Origin of the sequence: Bradyrhizobium sp. NP1 (assembly GCF_030378205.1) — a bacterium.
GTDB lineage: Bacteria > Pseudomonadota > Alphaproteobacteria > Rhizobiales > Xanthobacteraceae > Bradyrhizobium.
On the sequence record NZ_CP127385.1, the window covers coordinates 4,733,232 to 4,754,775 of the forward strand.

A 21,544-nucleotide genomic window follows, 5' to 3' on the forward strand; every position below is an offset into this window, starting at 1 on the left:
TTCAGCCTCCCAATAGTGACAATCCGACCACCACTGCGCATCCACCCGCTGCGCGCAGCAAGAGCGTTTCGGCCGAGCTCCGCACGCAGAAACCAGCTCCGATGCCGACAGCAAGGAGCGCAGAGGTTGCGAACGTGAAACCTGCTGCATAATGAATAAGGTTGGCTGTGGCTGCTTCCGTTCCGTGAGCGTGCCCATGGAAGAAAGCGAAGAGAGCGACGATAGCGGCTCCCAAGGTTACCCGGGCCCGTACTCTAAGAGCAACAAGCACTCCCAGCAGAACGACCGACAAGCAAATGGCCTGCTCGACGAAAGCGATTTGCAAGCCCAAGCTCGCCGCTGCGAAGCCGCCTAACATCGCCGCCACGAAGGTTGCAGGCCAAGCCACAACGGCGCGCCGGTCTGTGAACACACTCCAAAGGCCTACCATAGTCATAGCGATGAGGTGGTCTGCCCCACTAAAAGGATGTGCAACTCCGGAGCTGAACGAATTCACGGGTCCGACACCTGTATGGGCATGAGCCGGGAACACCAACGCCTCGGCCAACGCAATGCAGATCAAGGCTAACCGCATCAAGAACTCCTATCGAATCGGATTGTGGACCGGCACGAGTTTCGTTCCGTCGGGGAATGTGGCTTCCACCTGCATCTCGGAAACCATTTCGGAAATGCCCTCCATGACCTGGTCCTGTGTTAGTACTCGGCCGCTCGCGGACATGAGTTCGGCGACCGATTTACCATCACGTGCTCCCTCCAGGATGAAGTCCGTAATCAATGCGATACTCTCGGGATAATTGAGCTTGAGGCCCCTCGCGAGTCGCCCTCGCGCGACCATCGCTGCGACAGCTATCATCAGCTTGTCCCTTTCCCGTGGTGTAAGATTCAAGGCCTCCTCCGTTCCATAAATGCCGCTAGCACGACCACATCTTTGGTATTCCGAAAGGCCCTGACCCAAGCTCTCGACTGAATTGATCCAGCAGGCTGCGAAGTCCCCGCCGCAGATCGGAACCTGCCGTTGCGGCGACGCGCACAACTATGATCGCCCCGACGATTGTGGCGGCACAGCAGCAGTCGAGCGAAGCCGCTATCTCGCGCAAAGCCCTCAGCCGTGTATCAAGACTAGGTCCGAAGTAGATGAGCGTTCCAAGAGCCTTCCAGTTGGAGAGCAGCGCTTTTCTATGCAGTTGCGCGAACACCTCGTCTGAGACGCGGAAGCCGTCCGCCCATATCAGGTGGCCATCCTTTTTGATACGCCAACTGTCCGATATGTGCCCGCTAACGACTTTCTCTCCGCACGCAGTACGACCGAGTACCATCCATTCGAGCGCAATCAGTTCAGCTCCTGAGCAAAGATCAATCTCGGTCTGCCGACGGATGCGCGCTTGATTAAAGACAATGGTTTCTTGCGGGAGCCAAGCAAGCTTTGCCGTACCGCACGCTTTCAACTTTGTCCTGATACGCGCGGGTCGATCCAGCGCCTTGTAGACTTTTTCCGCGGCCTGTGTTGTGACCGCGACCGATGCATTGTCGAGCGCCACCACTTCAATCTCGAGCAGATCACCGCCGGCAATGCCGCCTGACGAGTTTACGATGACCGTCTCTGTCACTAAGTCGCCTCCTATCCTTGGAAACATCAGGCCAATAGGAAACTTCTGATAAACTTCGGAGATTCGAGTACCGCTGGCGGAGCCAGTTAGTACGATCCGGCCGGCTCCCTCGGCCCGCTCTAGATCGACGTCGCTGATACTTTCTCTCCCCGAGCCGAAAGGCCCAGGATCACTCGGGGTCATCGCCGGAATCGCCCTGGTGTGTTGCTTCGAACATCGGCTCGACAAATCTTGAAAGTGAGCACGTTGATTGAGATTGGTTGGAGGCCGGAAAGCGAGGCAAGGGCGGGCGTGACAATTTGTTAAACCGGTCACGCCCGAACCCGCGTTGCGAGAGTGGGATCAGAATCCCGCAAGCCCTTGCGGACTGTTGCGAGGAATCTTGACGCTGGCGACCTCTGTCAGCGAGCCGTCCGGATGCGTGGCGTAGCCCACCAGCTTCGAGGCATTCCCGTAAATCTGATAGAGAAATGCGCCGTCCGACGTGATCCAGCTATCGGCGGGGCCGCTGGTCACCGTTCCGTTCAGTCCCCTGGCGGTGCCGTCCCCCGGGACCCTCGGGCACGCGGGATCGCACGCGATTTCCAGGCCGCGGCCATTGATGTGGTAGCTGCTGATGTTGCTGTAGCCGAAGTTCGTCGCGTAGACCGTTCGATCATCAGGCGAGACCGCCAGCCAACACAGCTCGGACGGCACGCCCGCGCTTGTGTCGATCTTTACGAGCGGGCCGATGCTGAGCATGCCGTCTTTCTCCACGGTGCCCATGGAACATCCGTCACCGACGGCGTATGCGATGACGAAGGTATTCGGCCGCTCGTGCAGGAAGGCGATGTAGAACGGAGAGCCGCCTTTCGCGTCATAGAACCTGGCCGTGCCGAGCGAGCCGTCCTTTTGCAGGGGAAATGCGGCGAGGCCATCAGGATCTGGCGCATTCGATGCGATTGAGTGGAACGCACCGCCAGCCCGCTGCACCCAGAGAATAGGCGAACCATCTGGATACAAGCCTGTGACCGCGATTGGCTCGTCGAAAGTGGTGCCGACAAGAACGAGCTCCTCGTTGGGCGAGACCACGACCATGGTGGCTACGCGGTTCCTCTTGCTATACGTGTTGACCGTATAGCGCTCCGGCCGCGCCGCGAGTTTACCTTCTGCGTCGACAGACATCAGCCGGAGGTGATCGGGACCGAACGAATGCAAGACGAAAAGAGTCCGAGTAGAAGGAGCAAATGCGAGCGATTTGGCGGTTCCGCTTCTTCCTTCCACAGGGTTACCCGTCGGCTTGACGTCGACCAGCGAAAGGCGACCGTCTTCGCTCACACGGAAGGTCGAAACGGAATTGTCTCCACCATTGGTCGTGAACAGAAAGCGCCGATCCGGCGTGAAGATGATGCTGCTCGCGCCTTCAAACGCGTTGGGTGCGCTTTCTTGGCCGCTGATCGGCTTGAATTCGCCAGAGCCCGCACCACCCGTCTTGATGCGTTCCATCTCTGTAAGCGCACCTGTTGAGCTCCGCTGGTAGTGGATAATCGCATTCTCGACTTCATTGGTTTGCATGTAGAGATGTCCAGGCTTTCCTTTCGCCGCAGACATGTCCTTCATCATCGCCTCTTTTGCCATCTGCTACTCCTTTGGTTGAGCTTAAATATAGGGGTTAGGTCTCACTCTCCACGAAGCGTCCCCTCTATCGCTTCAATGCAGGGTATCCATCGACGTAGATCCAATCAGTCGTGCGCGCCGGCACGTGACAGGATTTGCAATTCAATCTGTAGTCGGTGGAAGTTGTCTTTGTGGGGTCGGCAGCATCGAACCAAGACCAGCCCCACCCATCGCCCCACAAGGCGTGCCCCGGATAGCGGCCGGCACCGTCCTTCACCATGACGAACCAACCTTTCAACTTCTCTGCGTGGCTGACGGTACCGGTCGTCATGTCCTTGGTAACGGTTTCAAACACCTCTTTCACGAGCACGGTTCCGTCGGGAAATCGGCCGTCCTTGCGATAAGCCTCGATAGATCCCGGTGATGCGAGCACGACGTGCAGTTCCTTCGAGCCTCGGCCTTCATCAGCCGCTATAGCCCAGCTGCCGAGCGCCTCATAAGTAGTCAGATAGTCAGGCGGAACGCGCAGGTTACCCTCAGCATCGACTGCTGCTTGCGTTTGTGAAGCGCTACTAATTGAAATCGCCTGCATGGGACTCAGCGCGACGATCGCAATGGCTACGGCAACTCCCGAAATGCCGAGAGTGAAGGCGCGAACGGCTCTCATGACTCAGTCCCTGCTTTGCGGTGGATGTCGAGCGGGTACATCATTTGTCCAACAGGGGATAGAACTGGGTCCACACCTCATCCTTTTTCGCGCTCGCGATGTGGCAATATGCGCATTCCCCCTTTGCCTTCACTTTCGCCATCGGAGCCTTTGGCTCATGGTGATTGAAATTGAAATATCCCCATCCGTTGGTTTCGGCGAAACGCTTGGAATCCTTGACCGTGACATCGGCGCCGTTGAAAGGCCCGGGGAAGTAGCCTCTTCCCGATGGCTCGGTTCGCGATCCATCCTGGTTCTCGCCAGGCAATGTAAGTTGAAGCTCCTTGAAGAAGATCGTGCCTTCGGGAAATTGACCGGTCTTCATGTAAATCTCATATGAACCCGGCTCGATGTAGACGTTGTGAAATTCCGGAAAGTTCGCATGGCCGTCATTCAACGCATTCGGCGTAAGCGGAGATCCGAGGTACACCCAATGATGCCAATCCTTCGGCAGAAGGAGTTGCCCGTCGGCCGTGTATTCAGGCAAGTAGCGAGTGGCGGTCTGCGCGTTGCCATTTTTAAGAGATCCGAAGAATAAGGTCGCTGCGATCGCGCTGCTCGCAATGACGACGGCTGCTGTTCGAAATCTGATACGCATCGCTTTCTCTCCTGCGACTATGGCCGGACGCGCATTCGCGCCGGCGACTGATGAGTTTTCTCATCGTGGGTGATACAGGACATACCGGGCTGGTGAGCGCCGCGCGCGTCGGCGATTGCTTTCGTTTTTTCAATCTTGATGCATTTGGCTTAGCGCCCATCGACAGGCGAATACTTTTGCATCAAGTGTAGGCCCAACGAGCGGCGGGCGACCGGATAAAAGCGCCCCAGTTCTCCTCGCGCGGCGCACTTGCGGCGAAGAAAGGCATGATTCCATGGATGAAGAGGCTCACATCTCTCGCGGGTTTAGGTCAAAGCGACACGAGCAAACGACGAAGGATCGCGTGCCGCCTGGACAGTACGTGACAACCGAATTCCCGATTCTTTCGGCGGGCCCAACACCGCAAACTAAAGTGGCGAACTGGAATTTTGCTCTTCAGCTTGGTGGTTCCCTGCTCGGGCGGTGGAGTTGGGCCGAGTTCGAAGCGCTGCCGCAGACTGCGGTCAAGACCGATATTCATTGCGTCACGAAATGGTCGAAGCTCGATACGACATGGCAGGGCGTCACCTTCGACGATCTGTTGAAAGCAGCCGGGCTTTCGGAGCCTCCCGAACCTTATGTCATGGCTCATTGCGATGGTGGCTATTCAACAAACGTCCCTGTTGCGGATCTGGTCGGCGGCAAGGGCATGATCGTTACTCGTTACGACGGTCTACCGATCCTGCCCGCTCACGGCGGGCCAGCTCGTCTTTTGGTGCCGCATCTTTACTTGTGGAAGAGCGCCAAATGGGTGCGCAGGATCCGATTTATGCCGAAAAACGAGCGCGGCTTTTGGGAGTCACTGGGATATCACAACTACGGTGACCCTTGGAAAGAGCAGAGATATGACGGGGACTAATCGCCCTTCTCCACTCAAACGGCTTGAGTGGCAACTCGCTCAGGTACGCGATGTCGTGGTGGAAACGTGCCGCGTAAGGAGTCTCATGCTGAAGCCAGCCAGCTGGCCAGGACACCTCCCGGGCCAGCACGTCGATATCCGGCTCACAGCCGAGGACGGGTATCAAGCACAGCGCAGCTATTCCATCTCATCTCCGCCTGAAGACGAATTGCTAGCGTTGACGGTAGAGCGAGTGCAAGACGGCGAGGTTTCCCCCTATCTACTAGATGAGCTACGCGTCGGCGACCAACTCGAGCTTCGGGGACCTATCGGGGGATACTTCGTCTGGACCGGTGCCGCAATGAGGCCGATCTATCTGCTCGCTGGTGGAACGGGTATCACGCCGTTGATGTCGATGCTTCGTCACCGCGATAGACGGCCAAGCCGCCCTCCCGCCCTAATGATTTACTCGGCCCGAACCTGGGAAGATATAGTCTACCGAGACGAGCTCGAAGCGATTGTGCGGCGCGATTCCGGCTTTCGCCTTGTTTACGCGCTTACCCGCCAGCAGCCAGAGGGCTGGACAGGCCATCGTGGGAGAATCACCAAGGGCCTGCTTTCAGCAAACTGGTTTCCACCTGCACATAACCCGGCGATCTATGTCTGCGGTCCCACTAGCTTCGTCGAGACCGCGGCCAATCTTCTTGCAGAACTCGGATTTGACCCTCTCAGCATCAAGACAGAACGATTTGGTCCGTCAGGAGGATAGATACCATGCCCAATAACGTCTCCGATCTTTTGCTCGACGGCAATGTCGCGGCACGCCTCCTCCAGCGGATCTTCGTTCCTGACATAACACTTGCTAAGATTCGATGCCATTCATGCGACCGTGTGAGTGGCGTGGGATCTCTGATCTTGCATGCATCTCCGATGGGAGCGGTTCTGAAGTGCGCAGACTGCGAAAGCGATCTGATGAGAGCGGTTGATACGCCGCGCGGTCTGTGGCTCGAGATGACCGGCGCGCGATTTCTGCGATTCTAATGGTAGTCGCAAACAGGATGGTATTCACATCGGAACTGTGGATCGCATCATAGTGGGCATGATCAGGCTGACCAAGAATGACAGCGGCGAAGGACGGCACGAGGGCCACCATCACTATATTGACCCGGGACTGGTCGCGGATATCGAGGGCCAGACGGTGCGGCTGTCGGCGGTCGCGGCTGCCGCTGTTGCCTTCGAGGAGGAGAAATCGGGGGAGCCAACCTAGTTAGCAAGCTTGAGATACAAGAGGTGGAATATCTGAATCGAACGAGCGGGAGGATGTCATTGAGGTTTATGAATCTCTCCACAAAGAGCCCCTGAACAAATTAGATTCCCCGTCACGGCCGCTTGCCGCGCGGCTTTGTGCCTGCCCCCGATTCCGTGGCGCAGCTCGCACTGTGTTCCATGTCTATGCCAGCCCTCTTTGGCGGTATATTGCCGACCGTGATGACAGCCATGGGCGGAAGCTGGTGCGGCCAAGAGTAAGAGCACGAGGGCTATGGACGGGATTGCAAAGCGATTCATTGCTAGGCCCTCCTGGCGATCACATCGTGATGTTTACAGCTTAGCACCAAGCCGGAATTTGCACCAACGATGCCATGAGGCCAGCGACCTAAGGCGATCCAATTGAGCGTCCTGATGTGTCAGAGCGAGTGTCTTAATTAGGACAGAACCCGGCACATGGCAGGCTGATCAGAGTTATCGCGAGATCGAAGCTGCATTGACCGCCTTGTCGATCTCGGCCATGAGCGCGCTGTCGATGTTGTCCGGCGTGATTGGGCCAACCAGTTTGTAGGCGATCTTGCCGTTACGGCCGACGATAAACGTTTCCGGCACACCGTAGACGCCCCATTCGATCGCAGCGCGGCCGTTGCCGTCGACGCCGACCGAGGCAAACGGATTGCCATGGCGGCTTAGGAAACGCCGAGCGTTGTCGGGAGCGTCCTTGTAGTTGATGCCGACTAGCTGCAATCGGTTGTCCTTGGCGAGCTCGGTCAGCAGCGGCGCCTCATCATGGCAGGGCACGCACCAGGACGCCCAGACATTGACGACGCTGACTTTGCCCTCGAATTTCGCCGGATCCAGTCCCGGCACTTGGGCGCCGTTGATGAGCAAGCCCTGCAGCGGCGGCAACGACGTCTGTGGGGCGGGATGTCCGATCAGAGCGGAGGGAATCCGCGAGGGATCGCCATCGCCAAGCCGGAGCCAAAACAGAGCGGCCAGCGCGAGAAAAATGATTGCCGGCAGCACGATCAGCCATGAGCGGGGCTGCGGGCTTGCTTCGGATGTCACCTGTTCGGTCATCTACGGCTCCGTTGCGCTGCGCCCAGAGCGCCGCATTACCCCGCTGTCCTCGAGCTCACGCAGGCGACGCTTCTGGTTGAGGTAGTCGATCGCGATCCAGGCGGTAAGCAGCCCAACTACCAATGCGGTGGCAAGGTAAGAGGTCACGATAAAGGAGGTGTAAGGCCCAAGCGACATGGTGCGTTATGCCGGTTGCGAGGCAGGCAAAGCCGCGCTCACATCGCTTGACGAGGCGTGTGCCTGCATCATTTGAAGGGCGCGCACACGCCGCCGGAGGATTTCGTTGCGCATCGCGGCCACGTGCAGCGTGACGAACAGCAGCGTGAAGCCGCTGGCCATCACCAACAACGGAATCAGGAAGGTGCGATCGAGTGTCGGGCCACCCATCCGAAGCACCGAGGCCGGCTGATGCAGCGTGTTCCACCAGTCGACCGAGAATTTGATGATGGGCAGATTGAGGGCCCCGACCAGGGTCAGCACCGCGGATGCACGCGCGGCGCGCGAGGGATCTTCCACCGCCCGCCACAGCGCAATCAGGCAGAGATACATCAGGAAAAGGATCATCACCGAGGTCAACCGCGCATCCCATTCCCAATAGGTGCCCCACATTGGCCGACCCCACAGCGATCCCGTCACCAGCGCGAGAAAGGTGAAGCTGGCACCGATTGGCGCTGCGGCCTTGGCGGCGACGTCAGCGAGTGGATGGCGCCAAACCAAGGTACCGAGTGCGGCTGTGGTCATGACAGCCCAGACGAACATCGATAGCCAGGCGCTAGGCACATGGATGAACATGATCTTGACGGTCGCGCCTTGCTGATAGTCGTCCGGTACGCTCGCCGACAGATAGAGCCCGAGCAGGAGCAGGACGGCGGTTGCCGTCGCGAGAATGGGCAACAGTCGCACCGTCAGCGACAGGAAACGGGTCGGATTGGCAAGGTCCACAAGCATCATGGCTCTGCAGTAGCAGCAGTAGCATCCGCCACTGACTTGCTGCCTCCCGTTGTTGCTGGATAGCGTTGACGGACTCCAACCAATGTTGGAGAACAATTTTCGACAAGCCGCCCATGATTCAAGTGACACCGATTTCCTCGGCGACGGGAGGCGTCGGAAGCCCGAGGCTGCAAAACACTGCGCGCTTTCCGCACGACCTCGTGCCGGTAACGTCACGAGAAGAGAGATACTTACCCAACGGGCTCGACCAAATTTCGGCGAGCGCAGTGGTCAGGTGTTCGATATCCGCCTCGGAGTGAAAGGGCGACGCGGTGATACGGAGTCGCTCTTTACCGCGCGGGACCGTTGGGTAGTTTATCGGTTGAATGTAGATGTCGTATTCGTTCAAAAGGATATCGCTAATTTGCCTGCAGAGGTCCGCGTTTCCCACCATTACCGGAACAATGTGACTAGGATTTCGCAGATGCGGTACGCCAACATCATCGAGTCGGCTCCTGAGCCGTGCGACGCATCTGTGCATGGCCTGCCGCTCCGTCGAACTTGACTTAAGGTAGCGGACGCTCGCAAGCGCGCCCGCCGCGATGTGTGGCGGCAGAGCCGTCGTAAAGATAAAGCCCGACGAGTAGCTACGCACAAAGTCGCACAGCGCTTCAGAGCCTGCGATATAGCCGCCGATGACGCCAAAGCCCTTAGCCAGCGTGCCTTCAATCACCGTCAGTCGATTCGTCAGCCCCTGTTGCGCAGCTATACCAGCCCCATGTGATCCATAAAGGCCTACAGCATGCACCTCGTCCAAATAGGTCATGGCACCATGTGCTTCGGCAACGTCACAAAGTTCCGCGATCGGTGCGATATCTCCATCCATTGAATAGACCGATTCAAAAGCCACCAGCTTGGGTGCATCGGCGTCGACCTCTGCAAGTTTACGCGCAAGATCGGTGGGATCATTATGTGCGAAGATCCTAACCGGAGCACGGCTACCGCGAATGCCTTCGATCATCGAAGCATGATTCAGTTGGTCGGACAGCACCACGCAACCCGGAATGCACGACGCTAGCGTGCCAAGCGCAGCCCAGTTTGAAACATAGCCTGAAGTAAATAGAAGCGCGGCCTCTTTCTGGTGAAGATCGGCTAGATCGCGTTCGAGGAGGACATGGTAGTGATTGGTGCCCGAGATGTTGCGTGTACCGCCGGCGCCCGCCCCGCAGCCGTCGAGTGCCTCGTGCATAGCTGCTAGCACGGCTGGATGCTGCCCCATTCCAAGATAGTCATTAGAGCACCAAACCGTCACCTCTTTTGTCCCGCGGGCGGAATGGAACGCTGCGCGAGGAAACCTGCCTGCCTTGCGTTCCAGATCGACGAACACCCTGTAGCGACCCTCCTTACGCAGTTCGTCGAGCCGCTCGCAGAAATACGCGTCATAATTCATGGACCCACCTGGAGCTGGGATCGATGCTGGTCTACTTCGCTGTCATTCGCCGGCGCTGTTCGGCGCGCTCACGGAAGAAGCCAAGCAGGTGACCGGCAGGATAATCTGGCTAGAGTATGCCGTCTGTTGCGGCATTGCTCGGACTTCGCGAACATTGCGCAATGTTTGCGGGACCAAAAACTCAAACCGGCATGATGCCTCGATCCGCCAGAGCTCATGTGCGGTCGTCCGAGCCAGGCCGTCGGACCTCAAGATTCATTTCCGAGTACGCTTGATGCTTGAGTTCCCACCCGGCGCTTTTCAGCGAAAAATCGAATCGTACCCGGTCCCAGCATCGCCGGCCGCGGGTTCCGGCGTCCTGCTCATTTGGCCCTCGCCACATCGGCAGCGCTAATGCCCTCCAGGGCGAGCCCGTATCCGATGCCCTCGTCGATGATGCGTCGCAGTTTCTGGGTCAGCGCTATGCGCGTGTACCTCGTCGTGAGCGGCGGCAGTTTCGCGAGCCCTTCTGCGATCTCGCGGGCGCGGACAAGCAGCTTGTCGGCAGGCACGATTTCGTTGACCGCGCCCCATTCCTTCGCCGTCCGGGCATCCAGCTCCTGGCGGGTCAGTATGAAATAGCGCCCCCGTAGGGGTAGCCAAGACAATATCGGAGAGCAGGATGTATTCCGAGTGGAGCCGTACCGGGCCGTTCACCGCAGCGATCAGCGGTGCTTCGATGTCCAGGATGTTCATGAGGACCTTTTTGCCCTCTCGGTAGATCTTGTCGTAGCCTTGCGGGCTAAAGAAGTCGAAGCCCTCAGGACTGATAGACTCCATAAACGCTCCGCCACTACCGGTCAGAATGACGACGCGATTATCGGCATCGGAGGCGACCGCGTGAAACAGGTCGACGAACTGTTCATGGGTATGCCCATTGAACACTAACGTGCCGCCGTCGGTGTGAAGTGCCACTTCCAACACACCTGTGTTCGAACAGGTCAAGCGAGCATTGGGAAAGCTGTCGCGATAAGCGTCAAAGCGGGACATGGGAAAGTCCATCCTGTCTCGAGTTGCAATGGAACGCCTACTGGGAAGACTAACGGTCTCGTGCAAAATTGAAGTGATCTGGCTTGCTCTAACTTTTTCAGCCTTGTGGTTTGTAGTCCTCGACTACGAGCTGCCTGAGGCCGCGGTGACGACAATGCGACGCCCACCTGCGCTCTTACTCCAGTTGCAGACAGCAGCAAGCTAGGCTGGTTGCCTCGCGCCGATTAGAAGCTGTACTTATTCGCGACGCTTTCCGATCGCGACGAACGGATTGGAGTGCCAAATCTGAAGTTTGAGGGCGGCCATGCAGGGGCGAGCTTCATTCTACTAGCGAAGCCGCAAATATAATCCTACCGCCGCCCGGGCGTTGTACCAGAGCAGTTCTCGCTCGCGGACGGTGGCTGGGCACCAGCTTGCGAGGGCTCGTGAGCTCTATGCGGTAACGGCCCCCTTGGACGGCGCTGTTAGACAAATGGCTTGGCAGAGCACAAATGGCGCAAGAACTGGATAGGACTAGCAACGCAGCACAAGCTCGGACGGCGTACGCGACTTAGAGAGAGAGGAGGCCCAACACATCGGGTGATTCCTCCCTGTTGACTTGGGCCGCAAGACTCGACTTGCGGCCCTTTCTTTTAGGTGCAGTGAACAGAAATGGGATGTCCGATAGATACGTAACGCATTCGCCGCGCTAGCTCATATCAGGGGAGCGAGACATCAAGCCCCTCACGACCGTATTCTCTCAATCTTTCCCGCAGAGATTTGTGTTTCGACACGAACGCTCCTAAGTGGCTATGGGCCGATCTCTTATTCTTGTCTGAGTGTTTCGAAAAGGCAGTCGCTAAGGCGTTTCCCATCGAAGGGTTTAGGCAGGAAGGCAACGGCTCCAGCCTCCATTGCGCGCTGTCTGACGGCCTCGTCGGGATAGGCTGTTACGAAAATGATCGGTATCTTAAAGCCAAGTTCGGACAAACGCTCCTGCAGTTCGATTCCGCTCATGTTCGGCATTTGCACATCCAGAATCAGACATCGCGTCTCCCGCGGTGATGATGACTTCAGAAACGTCTCGGCGGATGCGAATATGCGCGTTTTAAATCCGAGTGACCTCACGAGACTTTCTGTCGCTGCACGAACCGTATCGTCGTCGTCCACAATTGATATCAGCGGAATGTCCCTGGTCATTCACTAGATCCTCGGGAGGCAAACGACTGGCGTCGGTGCTTCCAAGAAGCAAGAGCCATCATGCCAAGCAGGGGAAGTTCACGAAATAGCACCAAGGTGCTAGTATGGCGTTTTGCCGCCATGGCGCTTGGATTGGCTTTCATCAAGCCTGCAGGCCAGCTGTCATTGTCGGAAACTAAATCCGGCTAGTAAGCGCAGTGGAATTGGGTGATGCTCTTGGTTGATGAGAGATGTTTTTAGCCTGATTTGGTTGGCGCTGATCGGATTGTTCCGATCGCGAGCGTCGCTGCAAGTAGAGATCTTGACGCTTCGTCATCAACTCAACGTGCTGCGGCGTAAATCGCCGCAGCGACTAACCTTCACCAGCATCGACCGTCTGGTATTTGCCGGGTTGTATCGGTTGGCGCCCGGCGTGCTGGACGCTTTGAAGATCGTCAGGCCGGAGACCGTGATCCGCTGGCATCGTGCCGGTTTCCGATCGTATTGGCGCTGGAAATCCAGACGGCGCGGCGGCCGGCCGACGACCCCGCTGGAGATCCGTCATCTCGTTCGCGAGATGAGTCTCGCCAACCCGTTATGGGGCGCACCACGGATCCATGGCGAGCTTCTCAAGCTCGGCATCGATGTTGGGCAAACCACCGTTGCAAAGTATATGGCGAGGGGAAGGCGACCGCCGTCCCAAGGGTGGAAGACGTTTCTTCATAATCACGCCGACGGCATCGCGTCGATGGACCTATTCGTGGTTCCGACACTCTCATTCCGACTGCTCTACGGGTTGCTGATACTACAATACGATCGCCGCCAAATCCTATGGCTGGGAGTGACTGCGTACCCAACGGCTGAATGGATTTCGCGCCAGCTCACCGAGGCCTATGGTTGGAAAGTACAACCGCGATACATCGTCCGTGACCGCGACGCCGTCTACGGTGACGTCTTCATCCGCCGCCTTCGGGCGATGGGCATTCGGGATCGGCCAACCGCGGCGCGATCGCCGTGGCAGAACGGGTATTGTGAAAGGGTGATCGGTTCGGTCCGGCTGGAATGTCTTGACCACGTTGTCGTGTTCGGCGAGCGGCATCTTCGCCATCTGCTGCGATCTTACACGACCTACTATAACGCGGCTCGCACGCACCTTTCACTCAACAAGGACGCGCCGTCGCCGCGAACCGTACATCCCGTTGGTCGCATTTTTCCTACGCCATTTCTTGGCGGACTTCATCATCTGTATGTGCGAGTTTGATTTCCGACAGGCACAACACCATTTCCTGCGTGCCAAACCGAAGGTCGCCCACCTGATAGCCGCAGATAGTTCAAATGACATGAAATCGTGAAGCTGTCGGAATATATGTCACCTGCCAGCAAGGGACGAGAAGCCGAAACGAGACCGTCGGCACCACGAACAGGTCGATCGCAGCAATCCCGTCAGCATGGTTCCGCAAGAATGTCTTCCAACCCTGTGACGGAAGTCCCCTCCTCCGCGCCATATACTTGGCGACGCTGGTCTGACCGATGTCGATCCCAAGCTTGAGCAGTTCGCCGTGGAGACGAGGCGCTCCCCAGAGCGGATTGGCGATGCTGATCTCGCGGATCAATTGCCGGATCTCAAGTGACACTGCGGGACGCCCCGGCCGGCGCCGCGACTTCCAGCGCCAATAGGTTCGAAAACTCGCTCGATGCCGGCGTACGATGGTCTCAGGCCGGACGATCGCCAGCGCGTCGCAAGCGGTCGGGAACCACAAACAGATCCAACCGAGCACCAGCCTGTCCACCGACGAGAGCGTCGATCGCTTCGGCCTCAGGCGCTGCAGCACGTTGATCTGCTGTCGCAGAGCCAGCACCTCCGCTTCCAGACTGGCTCGCGACCGGACAGCCAACCGGATTCAATTTTACGACAAGGACAACCAGATCCTCTGCCGATGTAGACACCGACATCGATACAAGAACGGCAACACTGCCAAGGCAGCCGCACGCATCAGGCGCTCGGATCCCTGGCATTGGGGTAGAACAGTTGCTCGCCGTTGACCTTGTAATCGGCGATCGCCTTCTGGCCTTCGGCCGAAACCAGCCAGTCGATGAATTGCTGCCCCAATTCCTTCTTTACGCTGGGATGCTTCGCCGGATTTACCAGTATGACGCCGTACTGGTTGAATAGCCGCTTGTCGCCTTCGACCGCGATGACGAGATCACCCTTGTTTTTGAACGAGAGCCAGGTGGCGCGATCGGCGAGTACATAAGCATTCGAAGCCGACGCGGAATTGAGCGCGGCACCCATGCCCTGGCCAATCTCCCTGTACCAGGGGCCCTTGTCCTTCGCGATGTCAACGCCTGCGAAGCTCCAGAGTTTGAGTTCAGCCTGATGCGTTCCGGATTTGTCGCCGCGCGAAATGAACGGGACGCCCTTGCGCTTCAGTGTTTTGAATGCGGCGACGATATCCTTCGATCCCTTGATGCCGGCAGGATCGCGTTGCGGGCCGACCAGGATGAAGTCGTTGTACATTACCGGGTAACGCTTGACGCCGAATCCCTCCGCCAGGAATTTTTCCTCCGCGGCCCTCGCGTGTACGAACACGACGTCGGCGTCGCCACGGCGGCCGGTATCGATCGCCTGGCCGGTGCCTTGCGCGACGACCCTCACATCGATTCCCGTCTTCGACTTAAACAGCGGCAGGAGGTGGCCGAACAGACCGGAGTCTTGCGTCGAAGTGGTTGAAGCCACCAGAATCGATTTGTCCTGGGCGACGGCGGTGGCGGTAAAGACAACACCGGCAGCGACCACAATCAGCAAGCGGCGAATGAACACCTTATATCTCCTACGGGTTTATCAGACGAGCAATTCTCCGGCGAGGAAGGTCCTTGCTTCGCCGCTTCGCGGTGTATTGAAGAACGACGATGCGAGACCGGATTCGATCGCACGGCCTCGGTGAAGCAGAACGATTTCGCCCCCCAGCCGCCGGGCTTCGCCAAGGTCGTGGGTTGCCATCACCACCTTGATGCCCCGCTGGCTCACCGCGCGAACGATATCCTCGATCGCCTTGGTGGCGGCGGGATCGAGACTCGCGGTCGGCTCATCCAGCAAGAGTATTTCTGGGTCGCGGGCGAGCGCGCGGGCCAGCGCGAGTCGCTGCTGCTCGCCACCTGAGAGCCGGCGAGCGGGACGATCTACCAGTTGTTCGAGGCCGACCAGCGCGAGAAGATCGCCAATACGGCGATTCTGTTCCGCTCGCGCGACGCCTGACGCACGCAGCGCATAGCCGACATTGCCACCTACACTGCGCCGGAACATCACGGGGCGCTGGAACACGATGGCACGCCGCGTCGGAGGGGCATCCTCCCGTCCGCCCCAGCTTATGTGCCCCTGCGATGGAGCTGCCAAGCCCATCGTGGCCCGCAGCAGCGTGCTTTTCCCAGAACCGTTTGGGCCGACCAAAACCGTCGGCGGTCCGGGGTTTAGCGTCAGTACGATACGATCCAGGATCGTCACCGCCCCGGCTGCGACCGTGACGTTCTCGAACCTGATCGGCAGATCGGTGATTGGCGCGCGCATAGTCATGCCGCCATTCGTTCGCCCGCACGACGTGCGGTCCAGGCGAGTGCGTTGACCGCGACCACAATCCCAATCAGCACCATGCCGAGCCCGACGGCCAGCGGGAGGTCGCCCTTGGAAGTCTCCAGTGCGATCGACGTCGTCATCGTGCGGGTAAATCCCTCGATATTGCCACCGACAATGATGATCGCGCCGACTTCCGCTGCCGCGCGGCCAAAGCCAGCCAGCAGCGCGGTGACGAGACTAAAGCGTGCGTCCCAGATCAGTGTCATCACGCGGCCGGCCGGACCGATATTCATCGCAGACATTTCATCGCAGTATTCGATCCACAAATCCTCGATGGTCTGGCGCGTGAGCGCGGCGATGATCGGGGCAACCAGCACCGCTTGCGCGATGACCATCGCCTTCGGCGTGAACAACAGGCCCCACGACCCGAGTGGACCCGATCGCGAGAGTGCCAGGAACACCACCAATCCGACCACTACCGGTGGCAGGCCCATCAGCGCGTTGAGCGCGACGATGATGCCCTCCCGGCAGGGAAACCGTATCAGCGCCATTAAGGCCCCAAACGGCACGCCAATCAGGGCGGCAAGTAATACGGCCGAAAGGGTCACCATGAGCGACAGCCGTACGATGGCCAGGAGCGCCGGATCACCGGTCAGCAACAAGTGAACCGCAGAAATATCGTCCGGCATATATTTATCCACCCTTGCTTATCTTGAGCAGTGACCGCGGATATGGTCACATTCCGTAACAAGTTCATCTATATGCATATCTGTGCTATCATCGCAGACCTATTGACCACCGACGAAGCCGCGACGTACCCGCGCTTGTCCGAACGCAAGCTCTATGAACTTGTGGCGCGGCGCGCGGGGCCCTGTACCAAGGTAACGGGCCGTCCGCGCGCGGCTCTCGACCCTGGGTAACGGTCGGCCTGACCGCGCCAGCAGCGCTCGCTCACGGAGCTTGGAATCGGCCTTTCTTTCTCCTGTCCACGATCGTGTTCCATTCAATGCGACATCAGGGTTGGAACCACCGTCGATTCGAGAATGTCGCGCGTCGCGCCACCTAGCACGAACTCACGAAGCCGCGAGTGACCATAGCCACCCATTACAATCAAATCTGCCGATTGCTGTGCCGCATGAGAACGAATCCTAAGTGACACGTCTTGGCCATGAGCGACAATATTTCTGGGTTCGACAATTACACCGTGCCGCGAAAGATGGTGCGCTATATATAGTCCGGGCATGCCGTCATCAGCCTTTCCTCCAGTTGCAACAGTTACCACTTCAACCTGCTTGGCGCGTGTTAGGAATGGCATGGCGTCAGCTATTGCGCGCGCGGCGTTATGGCTGCCGTCCCAGCAAACGAGAATCTGGTCAAACTTGACTGCACCTTGCTGGAAATGGGGAACGATCACGATTGGACGACCGGATCCGAGCAGGGCGGCCTCGATCATGACCTCGTCGGAGCCGTCGCCTTCCGGGTCAGCTTGGGGAAGGATTGTCAAATCGAACCTTCGCGCGGTGCGCGCAAGGAGTTCAGGGAGGTTAACCGCTCCCGCGTTGAGAACCATTGATTCAGCAGAGAGGCCCTCTCGCTGCCACGCTTTTTCGAACCGGACTTTTGCAGCCTCAGCCGCGGCTTCCACCTCTCGACGATAATGATCCAGAACAACCGCCGCCGCACCGTCAAACAGCGCTCCAACGGAGACAAGGTCTTGCGCAAATGCAACACCCGTGATGTGCGCGTCGAAGGCCTTGGCGACTGCTGCTGCGTAGTCCATGGCGAATGACGGCGCTTCGCCGGTCGGAAGCGTCACCAGAATGTCCTTGATCATAATCACTCTCCACTTGTCTCCACTGGACGACGTATTTTTGCATCACCTCGGCTGGAACTGAGACTCCGCCTTGCAAGGAGTTAGAGTTATTCGCTCGGATCGGTCCTTGTTGGCAAAAGTCGCGAGGCGTTCCCAAGCAAACCAATCCTGCGAGGCGGGCGGTCTCCCACGGAATCCTTGCAAACTGCACTCGGACCTCACGCTGAACTCATCACATAAGCTGCGCGAGGTAGAGCGGGCCGCCGAAACCGCCGACCATTCCTATGGTCACACAAATTATAATCATGGCGGCCTCACTGAAGGAAACATCGCGCACGGCATCATCACACGGTGCTTTCGAGACAGATTACGCCACCCAAATCGACGATTGGATACCGCTGGTGGCATCCTTAGCGGAAACAAGGCTCATCTCACGGTTCTCCTCGCGTTCGGTTGATACAGCTAGAATAGTCAGCGATCGCATATGGTGGGCCTACGTCTGAAATTGGATGGTCTGACCGACCGAAAGGCCGATCAGTGCCGCCCCGACCGGCGTGAGAACCAAGAGGCGTTTCAGCGCCATCTGGGTTAGCGCGATTGATTGCAGCCATCAAAACGAGTGCATCCGTGTCGCCGTGCTCCGCCGCTACGCGCGCCAATTTTTGGAAGCGCCGACGATTGGGCGCCGGTATAGTGACCGTTGGAAGAGATTGTTTAGACACGGCGGGCCTCCTCGCATCTATTTAATTCGTGGCAGGACCTCAAATTGATGAAACGGCGGCGGCGACGACAACGTCCACTCCAGCGTGGTCGCGCCGGGCCCCCACGGATTGTCGGCAGCCCTCTCCTTCCGGGCGAAGGCATAGACCATGCCCACGAAGAACACGATGAGACCAGCCGCCGAGATATAGGATCCAACCGAGGCAATCTGGTTCAAGCCGCCAAATGCATCGGGATAATCAGCAACTCGTCGCGGCATTCCCGACAATCCGAGGAAATGCATCGGAAAAAACGCAAGATTGACCCCGACAAATGTCAGCCAGAAGTGCAACTTGCCGAGAGACTCCGAGTACATGTATCCGGTCATTTTCGGGAACCAATAGTACCAACCCGCGAAGATGGCGAACACGGCGCCAAGCGATAGTACATAATGGAAGTGAGCAACTACGTAGTAAGTATCCTGCAACGTTCGGTCGATGCCCGGATTGGCGAGCACAACACCGGTAACGCCGCCGACAGTAAACACGAAGATGAATCCGATCGCCCACAGCATCGGCGTTCTAAACGTTATGGAGCCACCCCACATGGTGGCTATCCACGAAAAAATCTTGATGCCGGTCGGCACCGCGATCACCATACTGGCGAACGCAAAATAGGCCTGTGCGCTGCTTGACATCCCGACGGTATACATATGATGAGCCCAGACGAGGAATCCGATAAATCCAATCGCAAGCAATGCATAGACCATTCCGAGATAACCAAAGATTGGCTTGCGGCTGAATGTGGAAACGACGTGGCTGATGATGCCAAAGCCGGGTAGAACCATGATGTAAACCTCGGGGTGACCGAAGAACCAGAACAAGTGCTGATACAATGCCGGATCGCCACCGCCTTCCGGCGCGAAAAACGTTGATCCAAAATTACGATCGGTGAGAAGCATGGTGATAGCGCCCGCGAGTACAGGCAGCGATAGCAACAACAGGAAAGCCGTCACGAGAACAGACCAGGCGAATAGCGGCATTTTGTGCAGTGTCATGCCTGGGGCCCGCATATTGAAAATGGTGGTGATGAAATTTATCGAGCCGAGGATCGACGACGCACCCGCGATATGCATTGACAGGATCACGAAATCGACAGACGGCCCCGGGTGGCCCGAAGTCGACAACGGTGCGTAGAGCGTCCACCCGGTACCAGCGCCGTTCGAGCCGGGCGCGCCTTCGACGAACATCGAGATGATGAGCAGCGCAAACGACGCCGGCAGCAGCCAGAACGATATGTTGTTCATGCGGGGAAACGCCATGTCCGGCGCGCCGATCATCAGCGGCACCATCCAGTTGCCAAATCCACCCATCATCGCCGGCATGAGCGTAAAAAAGATCATGATCAGACCATGGCCGGTCACGAACACGTTGTAGGTATGTGAGCTGGTGAAAATCTGCAGCCCAGGCTGCTGCAACTCCATCCGAATCACGACTGAAATGATTGCACCGATCAGCCCCGCACAGATCGCGAACACGAAGTACATCGTTCCGATGTCTTTGTGGTTGGTCGAATAAAGATAGCGCCGCCAGCCGCTCGGATATGCGTGGGCTTCCTCATGCGTGTCAGCAACCTTAGACATAACCGGCATGACTAGCTCCGAATTCGACCTTATTTCCGCGCACATAATTCACTATCCGTCTCATCGGTGAGCGCGACGGGCAAACGAATTTAATTGTTATCTGGATGCAAGATTTCTGATCGAATAAGCCGATTGTAGATTTCTGCCACTGGTGCAGACGGCCGCTGGCGCCAGCGATGCAGCGGGAAGTAGTTGGGCTGACAACTTCTCAAAAGTATCCAGCGATCAGCTTCTGCTAAGGATCAAGCGAGAGAAAACGCTCTCAAATGCTCATTGAGGCCACAGAGAAATTGACTGGGCCGGCACGCGACTTGCGAGCCTGTTCCTACAACCGCCAAGAAGGCTTCGAGTATCTGGGAGCCACCGTCGGATACATTTCGTGTATCTTGCGGAACTCACGTGAAATCTCTGCATAGCCGACTGCATCAAGGAAGTCGCAGAGAACCCTGTCCGCCTCCGCATGCACGTTGGAGCAATTGTCGTTTCTTTGCAGAGATTGAAGTCTATTGATCGCGTCTTGCTTGGTCATCGTGTACTCGATTTGCGGTTTTGCACACTGGTAATTCAACCGTCCTCCTTGCGATTTGATACCAAATTGCAAGTCTCGCTAGCCGCGACGTTGGATCGAACAGACGCTATTCACGACGGCCTTTCCGCGATCAACTAACGTCTCAAAGCCCGAGATTGGCGCGCCGCCCACGGCATTGATCTTGTCGATCGCAAGTTGATAGGCGTCGCGATAGTATCGGCCGGTATTGGCGACCGGCCCCGTCAACTGTACGGACGCTCCCAGGACGATGTCTTTTGCAGAAAACCGACCCCGACGGCATCGTAAAGGCTGCGGCTACCAGCAAAAGCGCTGACAGACGGAGAGGCACGGTGAAGCTCATCTTTTCCCCCGCGCCTTCAGTTGCTGAATCGGCGTGACGTTGCTCGCCCGGTGCTCGGACTTTACAGCAACGAGCACGCTGCATGGCGGCTCATGCAGAATTGACTCGCCCACCGACCCATTCAACCAGCGCGCAAGCGTCCCTTGATCTCGATGACCAACGACGATCAAATCCGCGTTTATCTCTCTTGCGGATAGAATTATCCGTTCCGTCGGCTTGCCGTACTTGAGTTCGCCGGCTGCTGTGCATCCGGCACCTCGTAAGCGTTTCACGCCCTCCTCAAGCACGGCCTCGATTACAAACCGTTGATTGTCGGGGATGAAAGACATTGCCTCAACGATAAGCATGCTTTCGGACGGGTCAATGATCGCAAGAAGATGAACCGTCGCTCCGCAGACTGACGCCAACTTTTCGGCTTGAGCCAGCGCTTCGCGGCCATCAGGCGATCCGTCGAAGGCCAAGAGAATCTTGTGGTACATATGATATCTCCCTTGCTGCAGCGCTGGGCTACTGAGCCGGCGATCGACGCATTCGGCTGTCCAAGGCCTGCCGCCGCCTCTGTATCGGCGTTAACCGGCTCACCGCCGCCGAAGGAATATTCACTCATAGGCCCACGGCAGACGCGAAGAACT

At 57.7% G+C, this 21,544-nt stretch carries 22 protein-coding genes and 4 pseudogenes; 5 read left to right on the forward strand and 21 right to left on the reverse strand.

Annotated features, from left to right (window positions below; genetic code table 11):
- Nucleotide 1: 1 nt before the first annotated feature.
- The 6 genes and pseudogenes from QOU61_RS37230 to QOU61_RS22905 form a co-directional block, all read right to left on the reverse strand.
- Nucleotides 2-574: a HupE/UreJ family protein gene (locus QOU61_RS37230; RefSeq protein ID WP_354142462.1), complete on the reverse strand. Its 573-nt coding sequence runs from the start codon at nucleotides 572-574 to the stop codon at nucleotides 2-4.
- Nucleotides 575-586: 12 nt separating this feature from the next.
- Nucleotides 587-886 (reverse strand): annotated as a pseudogene (locus tag QOU61_RS22885) (urease subunit gamma); the annotation flags it as partial.
- A gap of 25 nt (nucleotides 887-911) precedes the next feature.
- Nucleotides 912-1,745 (reverse strand): urease accessory protein UreD, encoded by an 834-nt coding sequence (locus QOU61_RS22890; protein WP_502876971.1) that lies wholly within the window; start codon nucleotides 1,743-1,745, stop codon nucleotides 912-914.
- A gap of 204 nt (nucleotides 1,746-1,949) precedes the next feature.
- On the reverse strand, nucleotides 1,950-3,224 hold the full coding sequence (locus QOU61_RS22895; protein ID WP_289653465.1) for a beta-propeller fold lactonase family protein: 1,275 nt from the start codon (nucleotides 3,222-3,224) through the stop codon (nucleotides 1,950-1,952).
- Nucleotides 3,225-3,288: 64 nt separating this feature from the next.
- Nucleotides 3,289-3,870, reverse strand: coding sequence for a cytochrome P460 family protein (locus QOU61_RS22900; protein ID WP_289653466.1), 582 nt, complete (start codon nucleotides 3,868-3,870; stop codon nucleotides 3,289-3,291).
- A 40-nt stretch (nucleotides 3,871-3,910) separates the two neighbouring features.
- Nucleotides 3,911-4,507: a cytochrome P460 family protein gene (locus tag QOU61_RS22905; protein ID WP_289653467.1), complete on the reverse strand. Its 597-nt coding sequence runs from the start codon at nucleotides 4,505-4,507 to the stop codon at nucleotides 3,911-3,913.
- A gap of 274 nt (nucleotides 4,508-4,781) precedes the next feature.
- On the opposite strand from QOU61_RS22905, the gene QOU61_RS22910 reads away from it, so the two are divergent.
- From QOU61_RS22910 to QOU61_RS22925, 4 genes are all read left to right on the forward strand, one after another.
- Complete coding sequence (locus QOU61_RS22910) at nucleotides 4,782-5,405, forward strand: sulfite oxidase-like oxidoreductase (RefSeq protein ID WP_289653468.1); 624 nt, start codon at nucleotides 4,782-4,784, stop codon at nucleotides 5,403-5,405.
- An 85-nt stretch (nucleotides 5,406-5,490) separates the two neighbouring features.
- Complete coding sequence (locus QOU61_RS22915) at nucleotides 5,491-6,153, forward strand: ferredoxin reductase (RefSeq protein WP_289653469.1); 663 nt, start codon at nucleotides 5,491-5,493, stop codon at nucleotides 6,151-6,153.
- Nucleotides 6,154-6,158: 5 nt separating this feature from the next.
- Entirely contained in the window at nucleotides 6,159-6,425 is a 267-nt protein-coding gene (locus QOU61_RS22920; protein ID WP_289653470.1) for a DUF6510 family protein, read from the forward strand.
- Between the two features lie 22 nt (nucleotides 6,426-6,447).
- A complete protein-coding gene (locus QOU61_RS22925; RefSeq protein WP_289661688.1) occupies nucleotides 6,448-6,651 on the forward strand; it encodes a DUF2171 domain-containing protein in 204 nt (67 codons plus the stop codon).
- 473 nt (nucleotides 6,652-7,124) lie between these two features.
- Here QOU61_RS22925 and QOU61_RS22930 read toward each other — a convergent pair whose 3' ends face one another.
- From QOU61_RS22930 to QOU61_RS22955, 6 genes and pseudogenes are all read right to left on the reverse strand, one after another.
- Nucleotides 7,125-7,730 carry a DsbE family thiol:disulfide interchange protein gene (locus QOU61_RS22930; protein ID WP_289653471.1) on the reverse strand — a complete coding sequence of 202 codons (606 nt, stop codon included), beginning with the start codon at nucleotides 7,728-7,730 and terminating at the stop codon, nucleotides 7,125-7,127.
- Nucleotides 7,731-7,907 (reverse strand): heme exporter protein CcmD, encoded by a 177-nt coding sequence (gene ccmD / locus QOU61_RS22935; RefSeq protein ID WP_289653472.1) that lies wholly within the window; start codon nucleotides 7,905-7,907, stop codon nucleotides 7,731-7,733.
- Nucleotides 7,908-7,913: 6 nt separating this feature from the next.
- Nucleotides 7,914-8,681 (reverse strand): heme ABC transporter permease, encoded by a 768-nt coding sequence (locus QOU61_RS22940; protein WP_289661690.1) that lies wholly within the window; start codon nucleotides 8,679-8,681, stop codon nucleotides 7,914-7,916.
- Nucleotides 8,682-8,925: 244 nt separating this feature from the next.
- Nucleotides 8,926-10,110 (reverse strand): annotated as a pseudogene (hemA, locus tag QOU61_RS22945) (5-aminolevulinate synthase); the annotation flags it as partial.
- A gap of 390 nt (nucleotides 10,111-10,500) precedes the next feature.
- Nucleotides 10,501-11,139: an enoyl-CoA hydratase-related protein gene (locus QOU61_RS22950; RefSeq protein ID WP_289653474.1), complete on the reverse strand. Its 639-nt coding sequence runs from the start codon at nucleotides 11,137-11,139 to the stop codon at nucleotides 10,501-10,503.
- An 804-nt stretch (nucleotides 11,140-11,943) separates the two neighbouring features.
- A complete protein-coding gene (locus QOU61_RS22955; RefSeq protein WP_289653475.1) occupies nucleotides 11,944-12,318 on the reverse strand; it encodes a response regulator transcription factor in 375 nt (124 codons plus the stop codon).
- 223 nt (nucleotides 12,319-12,541) lie between these two features.
- Here QOU61_RS22955 and QOU61_RS22960 point away from each other — a divergent pair, with 223 nt between their 5' ends.
- Nucleotides 12,542-13,558 carry an integrase core domain-containing protein gene (locus QOU61_RS22960; protein WP_289653476.1) on the forward strand — a complete coding sequence of 339 codons (1,017 nt, stop codon included), beginning with the start codon at nucleotides 12,542-12,544 and terminating at the stop codon, nucleotides 13,556-13,558.
- A 70-nt stretch (nucleotides 13,559-13,628) separates the two neighbouring features.
- Here QOU61_RS22960 and QOU61_RS22965 read toward each other — a convergent pair whose 3' ends face one another.
- The 9 genes and pseudogenes from QOU61_RS22965 to QOU61_RS23010 all read right to left on the reverse strand — a co-directional run bounded on the left by QOU61_RS22965 (nucleotide 13,629) and on the right by QOU61_RS23010 (nucleotide 21,391).
- Nucleotides 13,629-14,156, reverse strand: coding sequence for a hypothetical protein (locus QOU61_RS22965; protein WP_289653477.1), 528 nt, complete (start codon nucleotides 14,154-14,156; stop codon nucleotides 13,629-13,631).
- A 134-nt stretch (nucleotides 14,157-14,290) separates the two neighbouring features.
- Nucleotides 14,291-15,118, reverse strand: a complete 828-nt coding sequence (locus QOU61_RS22970) for an ABC transporter substrate-binding protein (RefSeq protein ID WP_502876808.1) — start codon at nucleotides 15,116-15,118, stop codon at nucleotides 14,291-14,293.
- A gap of 21 nt (nucleotides 15,119-15,139) precedes the next feature.
- Nucleotides 15,140-15,862, reverse strand: coding sequence for an energy-coupling factor ABC transporter ATP-binding protein (locus QOU61_RS22975; RefSeq protein ID WP_502876972.1), 723 nt, complete (start codon nucleotides 15,860-15,862; stop codon nucleotides 15,140-15,142).
- Nucleotides 15,863-15,864: 2 nt separating this feature from the next.
- On the reverse strand, nucleotides 15,865-16,557 hold the full coding sequence (locus QOU61_RS22980; protein ID WP_289653479.1) for an ABC transporter permease: 693 nt from the start codon (nucleotides 16,555-16,557) through the stop codon (nucleotides 15,865-15,867).
- A 314-nt stretch (nucleotides 16,558-16,871) separates the two neighbouring features.
- A complete protein-coding gene (locus QOU61_RS22990) occupies nucleotides 16,872-17,702 on the reverse strand; it encodes a universal stress protein (protein ID WP_289653480.1) in 831 nt (276 codons plus the stop codon).
- A gap of 472 nt (nucleotides 17,703-18,174) precedes the next feature.
- Nucleotides 18,175-18,252: pseudogene (locus QOU61_RS22995) on the reverse strand (nucleoside diphosphate kinase regulator); the annotation flags it as partial.
- 168 nt (nucleotides 18,253-18,420) lie between these two features.
- Entirely contained in the window at nucleotides 18,421-20,031 is a 1,611-nt protein-coding gene (ctaD, locus tag QOU61_RS23000) for a cytochrome c oxidase subunit I (RefSeq protein ID WP_289653481.1), read from the reverse strand.
- Between the two features lie 667 nt (nucleotides 20,032-20,698).
- Nucleotides 20,699-20,830 (reverse strand): annotated as a pseudogene (locus QOU61_RS37385) (amino acid ABC transporter substrate-binding protein); the annotation flags it as partial.
- Nucleotides 20,831-20,908: 78 nt separating this feature from the next.
- Complete coding sequence (locus QOU61_RS23010; protein ID WP_289653483.1) at nucleotides 20,909-21,391, reverse strand: universal stress protein; 483 nt, start codon at nucleotides 21,389-21,391, stop codon at nucleotides 20,909-20,911.
- Nucleotides 21,392-21,544 lie beyond the last annotated feature (153 nt).

What these genes read in the sequence shown, in the direction of transcription:
- QOU61_RS22895 (WP_289653465.1), bottom strand. Translation starts at nt 3,224, where the DNA reads ATGGCAAAAGAGGCGATGATGAAGGACATGTCTGCGGCGAAAGGAAAG.
- QOU61_RS22990 (WP_289653480.1), bottom strand. Translation starts at nt 17,702, where the DNA reads ATGATCAAGGACATTCTGGTGACGCTTCCGACCGGCGAAGCGCCGTCA.
- QOU61_RS22900 (WP_289653466.1), bottom strand. Translation starts at nt 3,870, where the DNA reads ATGAGAGCCGTTCGCGCCTTCACTCTCGGCATTTCGGGAGTTGCCGTA.
- QOU61_RS22910 (WP_289653468.1), top strand. Translation starts at nt 4,782, where the DNA reads ATGGATGAAGAGGCTCACATCTCTCGCGGGTTTAGGTCAAAGCGACAC.
- QOU61_RS22960 (WP_289653476.1), top strand. Translation starts at nt 12,542, where the DNA reads ATGAGAGATGTTTTTAGCCTGATTTGGTTGGCGCTGATCGGATTGTTC.
- QOU61_RS22950 (WP_289653474.1), bottom strand. Translation starts at nt 11,139, where the DNA reads ATGTCCCGCTTTGACGCTTATCGCGACAGCTTTCCCAATGCTCGCTTG.
- ccmD (WP_289653472.1), bottom strand. Translation starts at nt 7,907, where the DNA reads ATGTCGCTTGGGCCTTACACCTCCTTTATCGTGACCTCTTACCTTGCC.
- QOU61_RS22955 (WP_289653475.1), bottom strand. Translation starts at nt 12,318, where the DNA reads ATGACCAGGGACATTCCGCTGATATCAATTGTGGACGACGACGATACG.
- QOU61_RS23010 (WP_289653483.1), bottom strand. Translation starts at nt 21,391, where the DNA reads ATGTACCACAAGATTCTCTTGGCCTTCGACGGATCGCCTGATGGCCGC.
- QOU61_RS22975 (WP_502876972.1), bottom strand. Translation starts at nt 15,862, where the DNA reads ATGCGCGCGCCAATCACCGATCTGCCGATCAGGTTCGAGAACGTCACG.
- QOU61_RS22930 (WP_289653471.1), bottom strand. Translation starts at nt 7,730, where the DNA reads ATGACCGAACAGGTGACATCCGAAGCAAGCCCGCAGCCCCGCTCATGG.
- QOU61_RS22920 (WP_289653470.1), top strand. Translation starts at nt 6,159, where the DNA reads ATGCCCAATAACGTCTCCGATCTTTTGCTCGACGGCAATGTCGCGGCA.
- QOU61_RS22905 (WP_289653467.1), bottom strand. Translation starts at nt 4,507, where the DNA reads ATGCGTATCAGATTTCGAACAGCAGCCGTCGTCATTGCGAGCAGCGCG.
- QOU61_RS37230 (WP_354142462.1), bottom strand. Translation starts at nt 574, where the DNA reads ATGCGGTTAGCCTTGATCTGCATTGCGTTGGCCGAGGCGTTGGTGTTC.
- ctaD (WP_289653481.1), bottom strand. Translation starts at nt 20,031, where the DNA reads ATGCCGGTTATGTCTAAGGTTGCTGACACGCATGAGGAAGCCCACGCA.
- QOU61_RS22940 (WP_289661690.1), bottom strand. Translation starts at nt 8,681, where the DNA reads ATGATGCTTGTGGACCTTGCCAATCCGACCCGTTTCCTGTCGCTGACG.
- QOU61_RS22915 (WP_289653469.1), top strand. Translation starts at nt 5,491, where the DNA reads ATGCTGAAGCCAGCCAGCTGGCCAGGACACCTCCCGGGCCAGCACGTC.
- QOU61_RS22980 (WP_289653479.1), bottom strand. Translation starts at nt 16,557, where the DNA reads ATGCCGGACGATATTTCTGCGGTTCACTTGTTGCTGACCGGTGATCCG.